Source organism: Pseudomonas koreensis (assembly GCF_025447595.1).
In the GTDB taxonomy this organism is placed as follows: Bacteria; Pseudomonadota; Gammaproteobacteria; order Pseudomonadales; family Pseudomonadaceae; genus Aquipseudomonas; species Aquipseudomonas koreensis_H.
The window spans coordinates 1-14,773 of the sequence record NZ_JAOEJU010000013.1 but is presented as its reverse complement, the minus strand read 5'-3'; the positions used below and the strand labels follow the sequence as shown (position 1 = coordinate 14,773).

Below are 14,773 nucleotides of genomic sequence, written 5' to 3'. Positions count from 1 at the left end.
GGCATTCAACCCTTGGTCAGACTTCGTTCAATCCCGGATTTCCACTGCTCGATCATTGCCGTACCCACCTCGGCAAACGACTGATGAGTTCGGCAATGCTTGAGCATTTCCTCCATCGCCTTCTGCATGCCATGAACAACCTGCTGCAGTAGTTCATTGCAGCGACCTTCAGTGAGATTGCACGCCGTACGACCGAAGCGGATTAGCGCCTTGTGCTTGGGCCATGCCTTCGACCCGCCCAACAGCAAGGCCAGGCTGTCGTTCCTGATGTAAACCGATGTGGTGATGATGTCGTAAGCCGGGGCCAGCCGGATCGAGGCCTGCGCGCCGCAATGGTCATACAGCACACCGAAGTTCTTCAGGTGCGCATCGCCGTTTTTCAGTCCCGCTGACAGCGCTACGATCTTGAAAAAAGCTTCCAGCGCCTGACTCAACAGCGCAGGCGAAACAAAGGCTTTGATCTGTCGGGCGGCGCCTTCGTAAGAACCATCGTATTTGGCTCTGGAAGGCCAGCCATTGAGTACGCAAAAGTCCTCGAAACCCAGATAGCCATGCTCAATCAGGTCAAAACGCTCGACTACCAGAAACTTGCCCTGCTCACTCAATTCAAACTTTGGCACTTCAAGTCCGCTAAGCGCGGCGGCGCGCATACAGAAGTACTCGTTAGTCGCAAGCTCGGGAAACTCTTCGGGACGGAAGGCTTTGACAAGATGTGTGGAGCCTCGGTGAATCGGGTAAAGAGCGGCTGTCACACCATCGCGTACCAGCACCTTAGGCTGCACGCCTGAAACACCGGAATACTGGCCATGTTTGTGCAACAGATCGTCAAACAAGCCATGAACGCCGTCATGTATCAAAAGATCGGACAATAACGTTTCGGGCTGATGATCTGTGACCGATTCGCAGGCTACTGCCAGCCGTCCTAGCTGACTTGAACCCACTATTGCCAGCAACGAAAAAGCATCGAAGTCACAAACTGCTTCGCCGAAGCGTCGAATCAATTCATCGCGCAACGCCCCTTCTGGCAAATTCATCTCGAAAATCGGATGAACACCTCGCTCCCAGCCGTAGTTTTCCATTCGATCTGACATCGTTAGCGAAACAGCATTCTCAGCGTTGACGCCCTCACAGTATCTGAACACGCTCTCCATGCCGGACTGCCCACGACCGAGTGTCCCTACGGAGCTATCGGCGACGGTGATTTCCAAACCCCGAATCAAATCAATCATGAGAATTCACCCTTCTCAGTGCCTCAAGAGGGAAACAAAGCTCAAAAACTGTTCCCTTAACTTCACTGCTCACCCGCACCTGCCCCCCATGCAACTGCATGATCGACTGCACGATCGCCAGTCCCAAGCCGCCGGAATCTCCCGGCTCCGCGCGGGACGGGTCGACGCGGTAGAAGCGGTCGAACAGTTTGCCCAAATGTTCATCCGCGATGACCGGGCCGAGGTTGTGGACTTGCAGCCAGCACATGCCCGGCTCATTGCGCTGGCGCAGGCTGATGATCGAACCGGCGTCGGCGTGGCGTACGGCGTTGGCCAACAGGTTGCCCAAGGCGCGTTGCAGCAGTTGCTGATCCGCCAGCAATTCTCCGCTGAAGGTGTTTTCGAGGCGGATTTCCCGGTCATCGGCCAGGGCTTCGAAGTAGTCGCACAACTCATCGCCGATTTCGTGCAGTTCCAGCGTGCGCAGATCGAGCGCTCGTTCCGCTTGCTCTGCGCGGGCGAGAAACATCAGGTTTTCGGCCATGCGCTTGAGCCGTTCGAACTCTTCCATGTTCGACGCCAGCACTTCCTGATACTCGGTGCTGCTGCGCGGGTAATTCAGTGCCTGGCCATTGCTGGCGAGCAAGGTGTGCAGGGGCGTGCGGATTTCGTGGGCAAGGTCGGCGGAAAACTGTGAGAGGCGCTGGAAGCCGTCGTCCAGCCGCCCGAGCATGCCGTTCAGCGCGTGCACCGGTTCCAGCAACTCCGCTGGCGTGCCGGTGGTGGGAACCCGTTGGTCGAGGCTGCGCAGGTCGATGCCGCGCAGCGCTTCACTCAGTTTGCGCAGAGGCCGCAAGCCTCGGCGCAACAGCACCAGGCCCAGCGTGAAAGCGAGTACGGCACCCAGTCCGACGGCCAGATACAAGCGCAGGCGATAGCTGCCGAGCATCTGCTCACGCTCGCTCAAGACCTTGCCAGCGATCACGGTCAGCGCTTCGCCGTTCGGCCCTTGGGCCTGACCTGACAACAGGGCCAGCTCGACACCGTCCGCCGCCTGCCAGGTCAGCACATCGCGGCGTTGCGGCGGTTGATCCCGGGGGATGGCCTGCACCGGCGGCAGTGCGCGTTGGCGAGGGTTGATCGTGATCAAATTCGAGCCGTCCGCGCGTTGCACCAGCAGCAGACTGTCGAGATTGCCGAGCATGTTCTGGTACAGCCGTGGCCGAGCCTGCAAGGCGTCGAGGCTGTCGCTGTCGGCGAGCAATGCGCGTACCTGCTCCAGACGACCGAGCAACGCCATGTCATCGCGCCAGGCGATTTCCGAGGCCAGCGAGCGATACAGGAACACGCCGATCGCGCTGAGTACCAGCGCACAGACGGCGGCGAACGCCAGGGCCAGGCGCCAGGCGATGGATCTAGCGCGCATCGTCGGGCGCTTCGAGTTGATAGCCGACCCCGCGCACGGTGTGGATCAGCTTAGGCATGTACGGATCATCGACTTTCGAACGCAGCCGGCGCACCGCGACTTCGACCATGTTGGTGTCGCTGTCGAAATTCAGGTTCCACACTTGCGAAGCAATCAGCGTACGCGACAGCACTTCACCCTGTCGGCTGGCAAGTAGATGCAGCAGGGCGAATTCCTTGTTGGTCAGGGCGATGCGCTGGCCGCCACGGCTGACCCGGCGGCGCAGCACGTCGATTTCCAGGTCGGCGATGCTGTACGACTCGGCTTCGCGCATCGGCCCGCGCCGCAACAACGTGCGCACCCGAGCGAGCAGTTCGGCGAAGGCGAACGGCTTGAGCAAATAGTCATCGGCCCCCAGTTCGAGGCCGCGCACGCGGTCTTCGATCGCATCCTTCGCCGTCAGGAACAGCACTGGCGTGGCGCCACGCTGACGGATCAGCTGCAGCAGTTGCCAGCCGTTGAGGCCCGGCAACATCACGTCGAGGATAATCAGGTCATATTCCTGCTGCTCGATGAAGTAACGCCCGTCGAGGCCATTCAGCGCCACATCCACGGCAAAACCCGACTCGCCCAGCCCTTTGGCGAGGAAATTCGCGGTTTTGGCTTCATCCTCTACGACCAGCAAACGCATGGCACACCTCGATTGATCAGAGGCACAGGCTAGGCCCCTTCGCCCGCGTTGCCCATTACAAACTTGTAATCCGACTGACGAGGTTTCGACGGGGGCCGGCGGATAAGGTGGCGGCCTTCGCTTTTTGGAGCCTGCCCATGACCGTCAAATACTTGGTTGCCTGCCTGGCAATCGGCCTCGGCACTGCCGCGTTTGCTGCGCCTGAGTTGCCCCGTCACGCCGATCTCGATCTGAAAACCGCACGGCTGCTGGCCGATGCAGCGTTGGAAAACTGCACCGCCACGGTGTCTGTGCTCGACCGAGGCGGCAACCTGTTGGTGACCTTGCGCGGCGACGGCATCGGCCCGCACAACACCGTCGCCAGTCAACGCAAGGCCTACACAGCGCTATCGACGAAAACCCCGACCCGGTTGTTCGCCGAGCGCGCCCGAAGCAACCCGGAAACCGCCAACCTCAACACCCTCGATGAGCTTTTGTTGCTCGGTGGCGGCATCCCTTTGTTTGCCGGCAAAGAACTGGTCGGTGCCATGGGCGTGGCCGGTTCCGGCGGTGGCGAGCAGGACGAAAACTGCGCGATCAAGGCTGCCGAAATCGTCGGCATGTCCCTCAACCGTACTTGAACCCAGGAGCATCACCATGACCCCACTGCGCATGACTTTCGCCGCACTTGGCCTGAGCGCTATTTCGAGTCTGGCGCTGGCCGCCGGCAACCCGCTGAGCGTACACGTGCTCAATCTGGAAAACGGCCTGCCGTCACCGGGTATCAACGTGACGCTGGAACGCCACGTGGGCCAGGACTGGCAGCCGCTGGCGCAGGGCACCACCAATGAACAAGGGCGGATCGCCGAATTGTTCCCGGCGAACAAACCGTTCGAGGCGGGTGAATATCGGGTGGTGTTCAAGACGGAGGAGTACTTCGAGAAGGCGAAACACGAGACGTTCTTTCCAGAGATTCCGGTGATTTTTAAAGTGAAGCAGACGGATCAGCACTACCACATTCCGTTGCTGCTCAGCCCGTATGGTTTCTCCACTTATCGCGGTTCGTAAGAAGATCGCAAGACTCCTTGTGGGAGCTAGCCTGCTAGCGATCAGATCTGTCAGCCACCTCGACGTTGACCAATCGATCGCTATCGCTAGCAGGCTAGCTCCCACAGGAAATTGTCGGTGTCTTTCAGAGGGTCGCCAGCGCGCGCAATCGTGCGGCGTCGAGAATTTCGATTTCGCCATAACTCAAGCCGATAATGCCCTGCCCCTGCAACTCCTTGAGAATCTGGTTGGTGGTCTGCCGCGACAGCGACAGCATCGACGCCAGTTGCTCCTGAGGCAGTTGCAGCACCCGGCGCGGTGGATCGAGTTCGCCGTAGCCTTCGGCGATCATCAGCAAGCGATGGGCCAGCCGCGCCGGGGCCGGCAGCAGGCTCAGCTGTTCGAGATTGATGAAGGTCAGGCGCAGTTTGTGGCTCATCAGCAGCGCCAGATGTCGCCAGTACACAGGGTGTTCGTCGAGCAGTTTCAGCAGTGTGGCTTGCGGGATATTCAACAACACACACGGGCCTACGGCGTAGGCATCATGGGTACGGGGCTGGCCGTCGAACAGGCAGATTTCGCCGAACCAGTGCGGCGCCTCCACCAGGCTCAGCAACGCCTCCTTGCCCTGCTCGCTGACTGCGCCGATGCGCACCGCGCCGTCGAGCACCGCGTACAGCCCGCACGGCGCATCGCCGCGCTGGAACAGCCGCTGCCCCGCCGCCAGCCGCCGCTCCCGGGCCGCCGCCAGCAGACTATCCTGAAAGGACACCGGCAGATGACTGAACCATTGCCCGGTCAGCAGGCGCTCGCGCCAGACCTTATCCATGCGTTCTCCTAAAGATTGTCGCCTGCCTGACAGAGCGAGCCGTGAACCCGGGGCATGATTCGATCACCCTACAGGAGGAACAACAATGAAAAGCCTCGTCGATCATTTGAGTCAATACGCCGCTTACCACCGTGACCCGCGCAATATCGCCAGCCACTTTATCGGGATTCCGCTGATTGTGGTGGCGGTGGCCGTGCTGTTGTCGCGACCGGAATGGTCGGTGGGCGGATTGTGGATTTCCCCGGCGGTGATTGCCGCCCTCGCTTCGGCGTGGTTTTACCTGCGCCTGGAGCTGAAGCTAGGGGTTCTGATGACCGTGTTGATGGGGCTATCGGTCTGGGCCGGGCATGTTCTGGCGCAGCAGAGCACCATGGTCTGGCTCAGCAGCGGTCTGGCGATGTTCGTGATCGGCTGGGTGATCCAGTTTGTCGGGCACCATTACGAGGGGCGCAAACCGGCGTTCGTCGATGACTTGAGCGGGTTGATTGTCGGGCCGCTGTTTGTGGTGGCCGAACTGGCGTTCATGCTCGGGATGCGGCATGAGCTGAAAGAGCAGATCGAGGCGCGGGCAGGTGTGGTGCGGGTCAATCCGAACAGGGCCGCTGTGTAGGCCGCTTTCGCGAGCAAGCTCGCTCCCACATTTGGAATGCATTCCATTGTGGGAGCGAGCTTGCTCCGGGCGGCGATCCGACGAAGCTTTTGGCTTTAAAGGTTGGCGACTTTCTGCCAGACCTTCGGCTTGAAGAACAACGTCTCACCCTTCGCCAACCCGGTCAGGCTGTCGTGGTCTTTCACCACTTCCGCCTCGATCAGATCAGGCTGACCTTCAACCTTCAACGTCACCCGCGTGGTCGCGCCCAGCGGCCGGATATCGCGGACTTCGGCAGCGTGGTGATCCTCCAGCTCATGCCGCGACAGCGAAACTTCGTGCGGGCGGAACAGCACGTGGTTGTCATCACCCAGATGCAGACGGTTCGAATCGCCGAGGAAGTGATAGACGAAATCGCTGGCCGGGTTTTCGTAGACGTCGCCCGGTGAGCCGATCTGCTCGATCACACCCTTGTTCATCACTACGATGCGGTCGGCCACTTCCATCGCCTCTTCCTGGTCATGGGTCACGAACACCGACGTCAGGTTGATGTCTTCGTGCAGGCGCGCCAGCCAGCGGCGCAGCTCTTTGCGCACCTTGGCGTCGAGGGCGCCGAACGGCTCGTCGAGCAGCAGCACTTTCGGCTCTACCGCCAAGGCGCGGGCCAGGGCGATACGCTGACGCTGGCCGCCGGACAGTTGCTCCGGATAACGATCCGATAGCCAGTCCAGTTGCACCATGTTCAGCAGCTCGTGAACCTTGGTCGCGATCTGGCTTTCAGTCGGGCGCTGGTTTTTCGGCTTCATGCGCAGACCGAATGCGACGTTGTCGAATACGGTCATGTGGCGGAACAGGGCGTAGTGCTGGAACACGAAACCGACGTTGCGATCCCGCACGTCATGGCCGGACACGTCTTCACCGTGGAACACGATGTTGCCGTTATCCGGGGTTTCCAGACCGGCAATAATGCGCAGCAGGGTGGTCTTGCCGCAGCCGGACGGGCCGAGGAGTGCCACCAGCTCACCGCTGTGGATGTCCAGGCTGATGTTGTCCAGCGCCTTGAACGCATTGAAATTCTTGCTGACGTTACGCACTTCGATCGACATGAATTATTCCTCCGCGGCGCTGGCGCGCAGGCGGTTGATACGGTTTTCGCTCCACTGCTTGAGCAGCAGGATGAAGAGCGCCAGGATCAGCAACAGGCTCGCCACGGCGAACGCGGCCACGTGGTTGTATTCGTTGTAGAGGATCTCGACGTGCAGCGGCAAGGTGTTGGTCACCCCGCGAATGTGCCCGGAGACCACCGACACCGCACCGAACTCACCCATGGCCCGCGCAGTACACAGCACCACGCCATAGATCAGGCCCCATTTGATGTTGGGGACGGTCACGTGCCAGAACATCTGCCAGCCGTTGGCGCCGAGCAGGCGCGCGGCTTCCTCTTCCTGAGTGCCTTGTTCCTGCATCAGCGGGATCAGCTCACGGGCCACGAACGGCACGGTGACGAAGATCGTCGCCAGCACGATGCCCGGCAGGGCGAAGACGATCTGGATGTCATGATCCTGCAGCCACGGCCCGAACAGGCCCTGGGCGCCGAACATCAACACGTAGACCAGACCTGCGATCACCGGCGACACCGAGAACGGCAGGTCGATCAGCGTCACCAGCATACTCTTGCCGCGGAACGAGTATTTGCTCACGCACCACGCGGCGCTGACGCCAAACACCAGGTTCAGCGGCACCGAAATCAGCACCGCGATCACGGTGAGTTTCAGGGCCGACAAGGCATCCGGTTCAAAGATCGCGGTGAAGAACGCGCCGAGGCCGTTCTTCAATCCCTGCGACACCACGATGAACAGCGGCAACACCAGAAACAGGAAGAAAATCAGCCAGCCGAGGCCGATCAGGATCCGCCGCGAAGTGGCGCTGCCACGGCGGGCGGCGTTGGCCGAGGAAGCGGCCGCAATAGACGATTGGGACATGGTTCGCGCCTCCTTATGGGGTTTCGATGCGCCGCTGCAGCAAGTTGATCAGCAGCAACAGGACGAAGGAAACCACCAGCATCAGCACGCCGATAGAAGTGGCGCCGGTGTAGTCGTATTGGTCGAGCTTGACCATGATCAGCAGCGGCAGGATCTCGGTTTTCATCGGCATGTTGCCGGCGATGAAAATCACCGAACCGTACTCGCCGACGCCCCGGGCGAACGCCAGGGCAAAACCGGTCAGCCAGGCCGGTAACAGCGCCGGCAGCAGGATGTGGCGAAACACCTGCAAAGGTTTCGCGCCGAGGCACGCCGCGGCTTCTTCGACTTCACGCGGGATGTCGGCCAGCACCGGCTGCACCGTGCGCACCACGAACGGCAACGTCACGAAGGTCAGCGCCAGGGTGATCCCGAGCGGGGTGTAGGCGATCTTGAAACCGAGGTCGGCGGCGAACTGCCCGACCAGCCCGGTAGGCGTGTACAGCGCCGTCAGCGCGATACCGGCCACTGCGGTCGGCAAGGCGAACGGCAGATCGATCATCGCGTCGATCACCTTGCGTCCCGGGAACGTGTAGCGCACCAGCACCCAGGCCAGCAACGTGCCGATGATGCCGTTGATGATCGCGGCGCACAGCGCAGTGCCGAAACTCAGCTTCAGTGCGGCGAGAACGCGGGGCGCGGAGATGATCGTCCAGAACTGGTCCCAGGTGAGTTGGGCGGCGTGGACGAACATCGCCGCCAGCGGGATAAGCACAATCAGGCTGAGGTACACCAAGGTGTAGCCCAGCGTCAGCCCGAAGCCGGGTATGACGGGGGAGATACGACGCGACATAAAAGTCCTTGGTTAAAAAACGTTCCGCTGAACGCACTAATGTGGGAGCGAGCTTGCTCGCGAAGAGGGAGCATCATTCAACACTTACGTTGTCTGACACACCGCCTTCGCGAGCAAGCTCGCTCCCACATGGGGTGTCCGGCACTGAAGCTCGGTTGCAGCTTATTTCAGATTACTGCGCCTGATAGATCTGGTCGAACACGCCACCGTCGTTGAAGAATTTCGGCTGGGCGGTTTTCCAGCCGCCGAAGTCCTTGTCGATGGTCACCAGTTCCAGTTTCGGGAACTGCTGGGCGTACTTGGCGGCCACGTCCTTGTCACGCGGACGGTAAAAGTTCTTCGCTGCGATTTCCTGACCGGCCGGGCTGTACAGGTGCTTGAGGTAGGCTTCGGCGATCTGCTCGTTGCCCTTCTTCTCGGCGTTCTTGTCGACCACGGCCACCGGTGGTTCGGCGAGGATCGACAGCGAAGGCACGACGATGTCGAACTTGTCCTTGCCGCCGTCTTCTTTCAGCGCCAGGAAGGCTTCGTTTTCCCAGGCCAGCAACACGTCACCCTGACCGTTGTTGACGAAGGTGATGGTCGAGCCACGGGCGCCGGTGTCCAGAACCGGAACGTGCTTGAACAGGGTCTGTACGTATTCCTTGGCTTTGGCTTCGTTGCCGCCGTTGGCTTTCAGGCCGTAGGCCCATGCCGCGAGGAAGTTCCAGCGCGCACCGCCGGAGGTTTTCGGGTTCGGGGTAATCACCGAGACGTCGTTCTTGATCAGGTCGCCCCAATCCTTGATGCCTTTCGGGTTGCCCTTGCGCACCAGAAACACGATGGTCGAAGTGTACGGAGTGCTGGCTTCCGGCAGACGCTTCTGCCAGTCAGCCGGCAGGGTCTTGCCAAGCTTGGCGATTTCGTCGATATCGCCGGCCAAGGCCAGGGTCACGACGTCGGCGCGCAGACCATCGATCACCGCACGGCCCTGCTTGCCCGAACCGCCGTGGGATTGCTGGATTTTCACGGTGTCGCCGGCGTGCTCCGACTGCCAGTACTTCACGAACTCGGCGTTGTAATCCTGATACAGCTCGCGCGTCGGGTCATACGACACGTTGAGCAGTTCGTAATCCTTGGCAACCGCGGAACCGGCAAACACAGCGCTGGCCAGGGCGGCCAAAGCGTAACGGCGAATCGACGACATGGTGAAAGCTCCTGGAATTCTTGGTGGTGGCTTTTTCTTATGAATTTCGAAAATCGGGTTGCCTGTAAAGATCACCGCCTGCGCCCACTCTTGCATTGATCCCCGGCAAGAGCGGGCGCAGGCTGTAATCTTTTTGGATTCAGCTCGGTTTGTTGCCCGGTTGCTGCAAGCGGAATTTTTCTTTGCGTTCGATCTGGACCACCTGGGCGTTATGCACAGTGATTTCCACCGCGCCGAAACGCAGGTCGCGCAAGGCGCTCTGGATTTCGCGCAAAATGGTGCTTTCGTCCTGACCGTCAACGCTACGCAGGGATGCGCTCATGGTGCTGCTCCTTTGTATGGGATATGCCTGGCAGTGGGCGGCACTGCGTTCGGCGTGGGAGCAATATAAGAGAGGCGCGGATATTCTTAAAAAGACTATTTAAGAATGTTTATATAACTGGAAAACATTATGTGATGCAGCAAGGGTTTGCGGCGGATTTGCCCGTGGGTAAACCCGCCGTACACAGCGCTCAACCAATCAAGGGCGCCCGGTTCCAGTCGATTTGCGCTTCCGGAACCGGCCGCCCAAACCAGTAGCCCTGCCCCAGATCACAGGCCTGGCCCAGCAGGAACGCCGCCTGTTCCGCCTGCTCGATGCCCTCGGCGTGCACCTGCATACCCATACTGCGGGCCAGGGCGATGATCACCCGGACGATCGCCGCGTCGTCCTCGTCCCAAGGCAGGCCGGCGACGAAACCCTGATCGATCTTGAGTTTCTGCACCGGCAGGCGCTTGAGCCGCAGCAACGACGAATAACCGGTGCCAAAATCATCGATGGCCAGACGAATACCCAGCTCGCGCAGACGATGCATCTGTTCCAGCGCGACTTCCGGATCGTCCATCACCGCGCTTTCGGTGACTTCCAGTTCCAGATAAGCCGGATCCAGGCCAGTCTCGTGCAGCACCTGCGCAACCTGCTCGTACAACTCGCGGCGGGCGAACAGGCGTGACGACACGTTCACCGCGACAAACGACAGCACCACCCCGGCCTGCTGCCATTGGCACATCTGCCGGCAGGCCTGCTGCATGACCCAGGCGTCGATTTCCGAGATCAGCCCGGTGCGCTCGGCAATAGGAATAAACTCCGCCGGCGACACCAGGCCCCGTTGCGGATGTTCCCAGCGCACCAAGGCTTCGACGCCGATCAGGCGACTGGTTTTCAGGTCATGCACCGGTTGGTAGTAGACCCGCAGCTCCTGCTGCTCCAGCGCGCGGCGCAACTCGAAGGCGATTTCGACCCGTTGCTGGGCGTGGGCCGTGAGTTCTTCGGTGTACAGCGCGTAGCCATTGCGGCCACTGCTCTTGGCCTTGAACAGCGCCGCGTCGGCGTTACGCAACAGTTGTTCGGCGCTCAGTGCATCGCTGGGAAACAGGCTGATGCCGAGGCTGGCGTTGATGAACAGCTCATGGCCATCGAGGCAGAACGGCTCCTTGAGCGCATCGAGAATACGCTGAGCCAGCGCCGCCGCCTGCGCTGGCTGTGGACAACTTTCCAACAGGACCGCGAACTCGTCGCCACCCAGCCGTGCCAGGGTGACGCCCGTCCCGAACAACGCCTGCAAACGCACGGCGACCGCCTTGAGCAAACGGTCACCAATGTTGTGGCCGAGGCTGTCGTTGATCAGTTTGAAATGGTCCAGATCGATCATCAGCAGCGCGCAGCCGCGCTTGTGGGTCTGGGCCGATGCCAGCGCCTGTTCTGCACGGTCGCTGAACAGCAGGCGATTGGGCAGGTCGGTCAGCGGATCGTGGTGGGCCAGGTGCTTGAGCTCGTGCTCGGAGTCCTTGATCGCGCTGATGTCCGAAAACACCGCGACGTAATGACTGAGCCGACCGTCCTCGTCGCGGATCACCCGGATCGTCTGCCATTGCGGGTAGATCTCGCCGCTTTTACGGCGATTCCAGATCTCGCCGCTCCACTCGTCCTTCGTCTGCAAGGTGGCGAACATCGCCTGATAGAACCCCGGCGGATGGTGCCCGGACTTGAACAGGCTGGGCTGCTGACCAAGCACTTCTTCGCGCTGATAGCCGGTGATTTCCATGAACGCGCGGTTGACGTGCACGATAAGCCCCTGCCGGTCCGTGACCAGCACGCCCTCGCGGGTGCAATCGAACACTGCAGCAGCCTGACGCAGACGTTCGCGATCCGCCTGGCGCTCACGCAATCGGGCGCCGATGCCCAGGCATTCGAACAGGCGCGCCCGGGCCAGAAAGATCAAGCCGGCGCTGAGCGCTACGAACAGGTAGCCGTTGATCAGTTGCCAGCGCAGCAGTTCGTCAGAGTTATCGAAGAAACTGTTCAATAAATAACCAGTGCCTTGCAGCCAGACAACGGCAAGGACCAGGTAAAGCAGCGCTGCACGCAAGGCATCGCGGTAAGTGGCAGACATTCGGCCGTCCATGTCCCTACAAAAATGTCGGGATTATAGGTCAAGAAACATCCAGCCATCTCTTATCTGAAAGGGCGACTGGTTTTATCTGTGTGCTTGGTGATAATGCAACGGCTGTTTTTTCTTTATCGAGGGCCCTATAGCCTATGTGGTACGAAGGTTTTCTTGGCTTGTCGGCCTGGTCACTGGTTGCCGTCACCCTGGTGATGACCCACGTGACGATCGTTGCCGTCACGGTCTACTTGCACCGCTACTCGGCCCATCGCTCCCTGGAGCTGAATGCCGGCCTCAAGCATTTCTTCCGTTTCTGGCTGTGGCTGACCACGGCGCAGAACACCCGCGAGTGGACCGCCATCCACCGCAAACACCACGCCAAATGCGAAACCGAAGATGACCCGCACAGTCCGGTCGTCAAGGGTCTGTCCACTGTCCTGCGCAAAGGTGCCGAGCTGTACCGCGAAGAAGCGCAGAACCCGGAAACCCTGCGCATCTACGGCAAGAACTGCCCCGAAGACTGGATCGAGCGCAACCTCTACAGCCGCTACCGGTTGCTGGGTGTGGCGATCATGGCCGTCGTCGACCTGCTGCTGTTCGGCACCATCGGCATCACCATCTGGGCGATCCAGATGATGTGGATCCCGGTCTGGGCCGCTGGCGTTGTCAACGGTCTGGGCCATGCCGTCGGCTACCGCAACTTCGAGTGCCGCGACGCGGCGACCAATCTGGTGCCTTGGGGCATCCTGATCGGCGGCGAAGAACTGCACAACAACCATCACACCTACCCCAACTCGGCCAAGCTGTCGGTCAAGAAGTGGGAATTCGACCTCGGCTGGGCCTGGATCCAGGTCTTCAGCTTCCTGCGTCTGGCCAAGGTGCAGCGGGTTGCCCCGATCGCCCACCGCGTCGAAGGCAAGGGCAGCCTGGACATGGACACCGCCATGGCGATCCTCAACAACCGCTTCCAGATCATGGCCCAGTACCGCAAGCTGGTGATCGGCCCGCTGGTGAAGCAGGAACTGGCCAAGGTCGATCATTCGGTACGCCACCAGTTCCACCGGGCCAAGCGTCTGCTGTCGCGGGAAACCAGCCTGCTGGAAGATCGCCACCACGCGCGCATCCAGAACATGCTCGAGCACAGCCAGGCGCTGAAGGTAATCTACGAGAAACGCCTGGCCCTGCAGCAGATCTGGGTCAAGACCAGCGCAAATGGCCACGACATGCTCGCCGCCATCAAGGAATGGGTACACGAGGCCGAGGCCAGTGGCATCCAATCCCTGCGTGAATTCGCCGACCAGTTGAAAACCTACTCGCTGCGCCCAGCAACCGTCTGATGCCGTTGATCGGTGCGCCCCATTCCCGGGCGCACCCTTCGGAACTTCACCCCCGATCCCCTATCTCAAAGACACTTCGCCACCCCCGGCGGGCTTTCCCGTGGCCGTTGTCGACTTCCCGGCACGCCTTTTGAGATTCGTGTCGATGGTCAACAACAATCAAAAAGACTCATCCCCTCCCCAGTGGCCCGAGGCCGCGCAAACCCTGATGGCATTGATGCACGCTCAAGGCGAAGTCGCCCGGCTGAGTGAGCGCGAGCAGCTGTTCAGCTCGCTGCTGGTCAGCGTCAACGCCGTGCTTTGGGCCTTCAACTGGGAGACCCGTCAGGTGTTGTACGTCAGCCCCGCCTACGAACGGATCTTCGGCCGCTCCGCCGCCCTGCTGCTGGCCGACTACAACCAGTGGCGCGACAGTATCTACCCGGACGATCTGGAATACGCTGAACGCAGCCTCGCCGAAGTGCTGCACAAAGGCGCCGTGGAAGACCGCGAATACCGCATCATCGCAGCCGACGGCCAAGTACGCTGGATCAGCGACAAATGCTTTATCAACCGTCAGGAAGAACCGGGGCAACCGGTAATCATCGTCGGCATCGCCGAAGACATCACCGACAAGAAGCAGATGGAAACCGAGCTGCAACGCCTGGCCACCACCGACGTGCTGACCCAGAGCAGCAATCGCCGGCACTTTTTCGAATGCGCCCACCGTGAATTCGAAGACGCCCGCCTGCAGGGGGCGCCACTGGCGTTCCTGCTGCTGGACATCGATGACTTCAAGGTGATCAACGATTCCTACGGCCACCCGGAAGGCGACAACGTGCTGCAACGAATCGCCGAATGCGGTCGTGCGTCGTTACGCCGGGGAGACCTGTTCGGGCGGATTGGTGGTGAGGAATTTGCTGCGGTCTTTCCCGGCTGTGCGCCGGACATGGCGATGCAGGTGGCCGAACGGCTGCAACGGGAAATCCAGCGCTTGAGCTTCAACCATGGTGAACAGACGTTCGGCATCACCGTCAGCCAGGGCCTGACCAGCCTCGCTCCTGAAGACGAAAGCCTCGACGCCTTGTTCGCTCGCGCGGACGCAGCGATGTACGAGGCCAAACGGCAAGGCAAGAACCGGATCATTTCCGCCTGATTCCATACCTCAGCCCAATACAAGACTACTGTGGGAGCGAGCTTGCTCGCGAAGGCGTCTTGCCAGTCAACATAGCGCTGACTGGCATCTGTCTCTTATACACATCTGACGCTGCCGACGACTAGTC

General features: G+C 60.6%; 15 protein-coding genes. 5 read left to right on the top strand and 10 right to left on the bottom strand.

Annotation, left to right across the window (positions count from 1 at the left end; translation table 11 throughout):
* Positions 1–5 precede the first annotated feature (5 nt).
* Genes N8H71_RS16535 through N8H71_RS16525 form a run of 3 tightly spaced genes read right to left on the bottom strand, consistent with a single transcriptional unit; the run spans position 6 to position 3,304 of the window.
* On the bottom strand, positions 6–1,229 hold the full coding sequence (locus N8H71_RS16535; protein WP_262194807.1) for a type II toxin-antitoxin system HipA family toxin: 1,224 nt from the start codon (positions 1,227–1,229) through the stop codon (positions 6–8).
* On the bottom strand, positions 1,222–2,634 hold the full coding sequence (locus N8H71_RS16530; protein WP_262194805.1) for a heavy metal sensor histidine kinase: 1,413 nt from the start codon (positions 2,632–2,634) through the stop codon (positions 1,222–1,224). Before N8H71_RS16530 ends, N8H71_RS16535 begins: the two co-directional genes overlap by 8 nt.
* Positions 2,624–3,304, bottom strand: a complete 681-nt coding sequence (locus tag N8H71_RS16525; protein ID WP_085697973.1) for a heavy metal response regulator transcription factor — start codon at positions 3,302–3,304, stop codon at positions 2,624–2,626. Before N8H71_RS16525 ends, N8H71_RS16530 begins: the two co-directional genes overlap by 11 nt.
* Positions 3,305–3,441: 137 nt before the next feature.
* Between N8H71_RS16525 and N8H71_RS16520 the strand changes: the two genes are divergently transcribed.
* Both N8H71_RS16520 and uraH read left to right on the top strand, forming a co-directional pair.
* Positions 3,442–3,924 carry a GlcG/HbpS family heme-binding protein gene (locus tag N8H71_RS16520; protein ID WP_262194804.1) on the top strand — a complete coding sequence of 161 codons (483 nt, stop codon included), beginning with the start codon at positions 3,442–3,444 and terminating at the stop codon, positions 3,922–3,924.
* A gap of 16 nt (positions 3,925–3,940) precedes the next feature.
* Positions 3,941–4,351, top strand: coding sequence for a hydroxyisourate hydrolase (uraH, locus tag N8H71_RS16515; RefSeq protein ID WP_262194802.1), 411 nt, complete (start codon positions 3,941–3,943; stop codon positions 4,349–4,351).
* Positions 4,352–4,475: 124 nt separating this feature from the next.
* Here the strand turns inward: uraH and N8H71_RS16510 are convergent, their stop codons facing one another.
* On the bottom strand, positions 4,476–5,159 hold the full coding sequence (locus tag N8H71_RS16510) for a Crp/Fnr family transcriptional regulator (protein WP_262194801.1): 684 nt from the start codon (positions 5,157–5,159) through the stop codon (positions 4,476–4,478).
* Between the two features lie 85 nt (positions 5,160–5,244).
* Between N8H71_RS16510 and N8H71_RS16505 the strand changes: the two genes are divergently transcribed.
* Positions 5,245–5,769: a DUF962 domain-containing protein gene (locus N8H71_RS16505; RefSeq protein WP_085684269.1), complete on the top strand. Its 525-nt coding sequence runs from the start codon at positions 5,245–5,247 to the stop codon at positions 5,767–5,769.
* Between the two features lie 95 nt (positions 5,770–5,864).
* Here N8H71_RS16505 and N8H71_RS16500 read toward each other — a convergent pair whose 3' ends face one another.
* From N8H71_RS16500 to dibA, 6 genes are all read right to left on the bottom strand, one after another.
* Positions 5,865–6,854, bottom strand: coding sequence for a sulfate/molybdate ABC transporter ATP-binding protein (locus N8H71_RS16500; protein ID WP_262194800.1), 990 nt, complete (start codon positions 6,852–6,854; stop codon positions 5,865–5,867).
* Between the two features lie 3 nt (positions 6,855–6,857).
* Positions 6,858–7,730 (bottom strand): sulfate ABC transporter permease subunit CysW, encoded by an 873-nt coding sequence (gene cysW / locus N8H71_RS16495; RefSeq protein ID WP_007952817.1) that lies wholly within the window; start codon positions 7,728–7,730, stop codon positions 6,858–6,860.
* Positions 7,731–7,743: 13 nt separating this feature from the next.
* Positions 7,744–8,562: a sulfate ABC transporter permease subunit CysT gene (gene cysT, locus N8H71_RS16490; RefSeq protein WP_007952818.1), complete on the bottom strand. Its 819-nt coding sequence runs from the start codon at positions 8,560–8,562 to the stop codon at positions 7,744–7,746.
* 172 nt (positions 8,563–8,734) lie between these two features.
* The gene (locus tag N8H71_RS16485) at positions 8,735–9,748 is read right to left on the bottom strand and encodes a sulfate ABC transporter substrate-binding protein (RefSeq protein WP_085746296.1); all 1,014 of its coding nucleotides are present in this window, start codon (positions 9,746–9,748) and stop codon (positions 8,735–8,737) included.
* Between the two features lie 139 nt (positions 9,749–9,887).
* Positions 9,888–10,070, bottom strand: a complete 183-nt coding sequence (gene oscA / locus N8H71_RS16480; protein WP_039772974.1) for a sulfur starvation response protein OscA — start codon at positions 10,068–10,070, stop codon at positions 9,888–9,890.
* Positions 10,071–10,260: 190 nt separating this feature from the next.
* A complete protein-coding gene (gene dibA / locus N8H71_RS16475) occupies positions 10,261–12,180 on the bottom strand; it encodes a phosphodiesterase DibA (protein ID WP_262194799.1) in 1,920 nt (639 codons plus the stop codon).
* 146 nt (positions 12,181–12,326) lie between these two features.
* Between dibA and desA the strand changes: the two genes are divergently transcribed.
* Both desA and N8H71_RS16465 read left to right on the top strand, forming a co-directional pair.
* Positions 12,327–13,511, top strand: coding sequence for a delta-9 fatty acid desaturase DesA (desA, locus tag N8H71_RS16470; protein ID WP_262194798.1), 1,185 nt, complete (start codon positions 12,327–12,329; stop codon positions 13,509–13,511).
* A gap of 145 nt (positions 13,512–13,656) precedes the next feature.
* Entirely contained in the window at positions 13,657–14,646 is a 990-nt protein-coding gene (locus tag N8H71_RS16465; protein ID WP_262194797.1) for a GGDEF domain-containing protein, read from the top strand.
* The last annotated feature ends 127 nt before the right edge of the window (positions 14,647–14,773 follow it).

Coding starts and splice junctions, on each gene's coding strand:
- N8H71_RS16535 (WP_262194807.1), bottom strand. CDS start 1,229: ATGATTGATTTGATTCGGGGTTTGGAAATCACCGTCGCCGATAGCTCC.
- N8H71_RS16530 (WP_262194805.1), bottom strand. CDS start 2,634: ATGCGCGCTAGATCCATCGCCTGGCGCCTGGCCCTGGCGTTCGCCGCC.
- N8H71_RS16525 (WP_085697973.1), bottom strand. CDS start 3,304: ATGCGTTTGCTGGTCGTAGAGGATGAAGCCAAAACCGCGAATTTCCTC.
- N8H71_RS16520 (WP_262194804.1), top strand. CDS start 3,442: ATGACCGTCAAATACTTGGTTGCCTGCCTGGCAATCGGCCTCGGCACT.
- uraH (WP_262194802.1), top strand. CDS start 3,941: ATGACCCCACTGCGCATGACTTTCGCCGCACTTGGCCTGAGCGCTATT.
- N8H71_RS16510 (WP_262194801.1), bottom strand. CDS start 5,159: ATGGATAAGGTCTGGCGCGAGCGCCTGCTGACCGGGCAATGGTTCAGT.
- N8H71_RS16505 (WP_085684269.1), top strand. CDS start 5,245: ATGAAAAGCCTCGTCGATCATTTGAGTCAATACGCCGCTTACCACCGT.
- N8H71_RS16500 (WP_262194800.1), bottom strand. CDS start 6,854: ATGTCGATCGAAGTGCGTAACGTCAGCAAGAATTTCAATGCGTTCAAG.
- cysW (WP_007952817.1), bottom strand. CDS start 7,730: ATGTCCCAATCGTCTATTGCGGCCGCTTCCTCGGCCAACGCCGCCCGC.
- cysT (WP_007952818.1), bottom strand. CDS start 8,562: ATGTCGCGTCGTATCTCCCCCGTCATACCCGGCTTCGGGCTGACGCTG.
- N8H71_RS16485 (WP_085746296.1), bottom strand. CDS start 9,748: ATGTCGTCGATTCGCCGTTACGCTTTGGCCGCCCTGGCCAGCGCTGTG.
- oscA (WP_039772974.1), bottom strand. CDS start 10,070: ATGAGCGCATCCCTGCGTAGCGTTGACGGTCAGGACGAAAGCACCATT.
- dibA (WP_262194799.1), bottom strand. CDS start 12,180: ATGTCTGCCACTTACCGCGATGCCTTGCGTGCAGCGCTGCTTTACCTG.
- desA (WP_262194798.1), top strand. CDS start 12,327: ATGTGGTACGAAGGTTTTCTTGGCTTGTCGGCCTGGTCACTGGTTGCC.
- N8H71_RS16465 (WP_262194797.1), top strand. CDS start 13,657: ATGGTCAACAACAATCAAAAAGACTCATCCCCTCCCCAGTGGCCCGAG.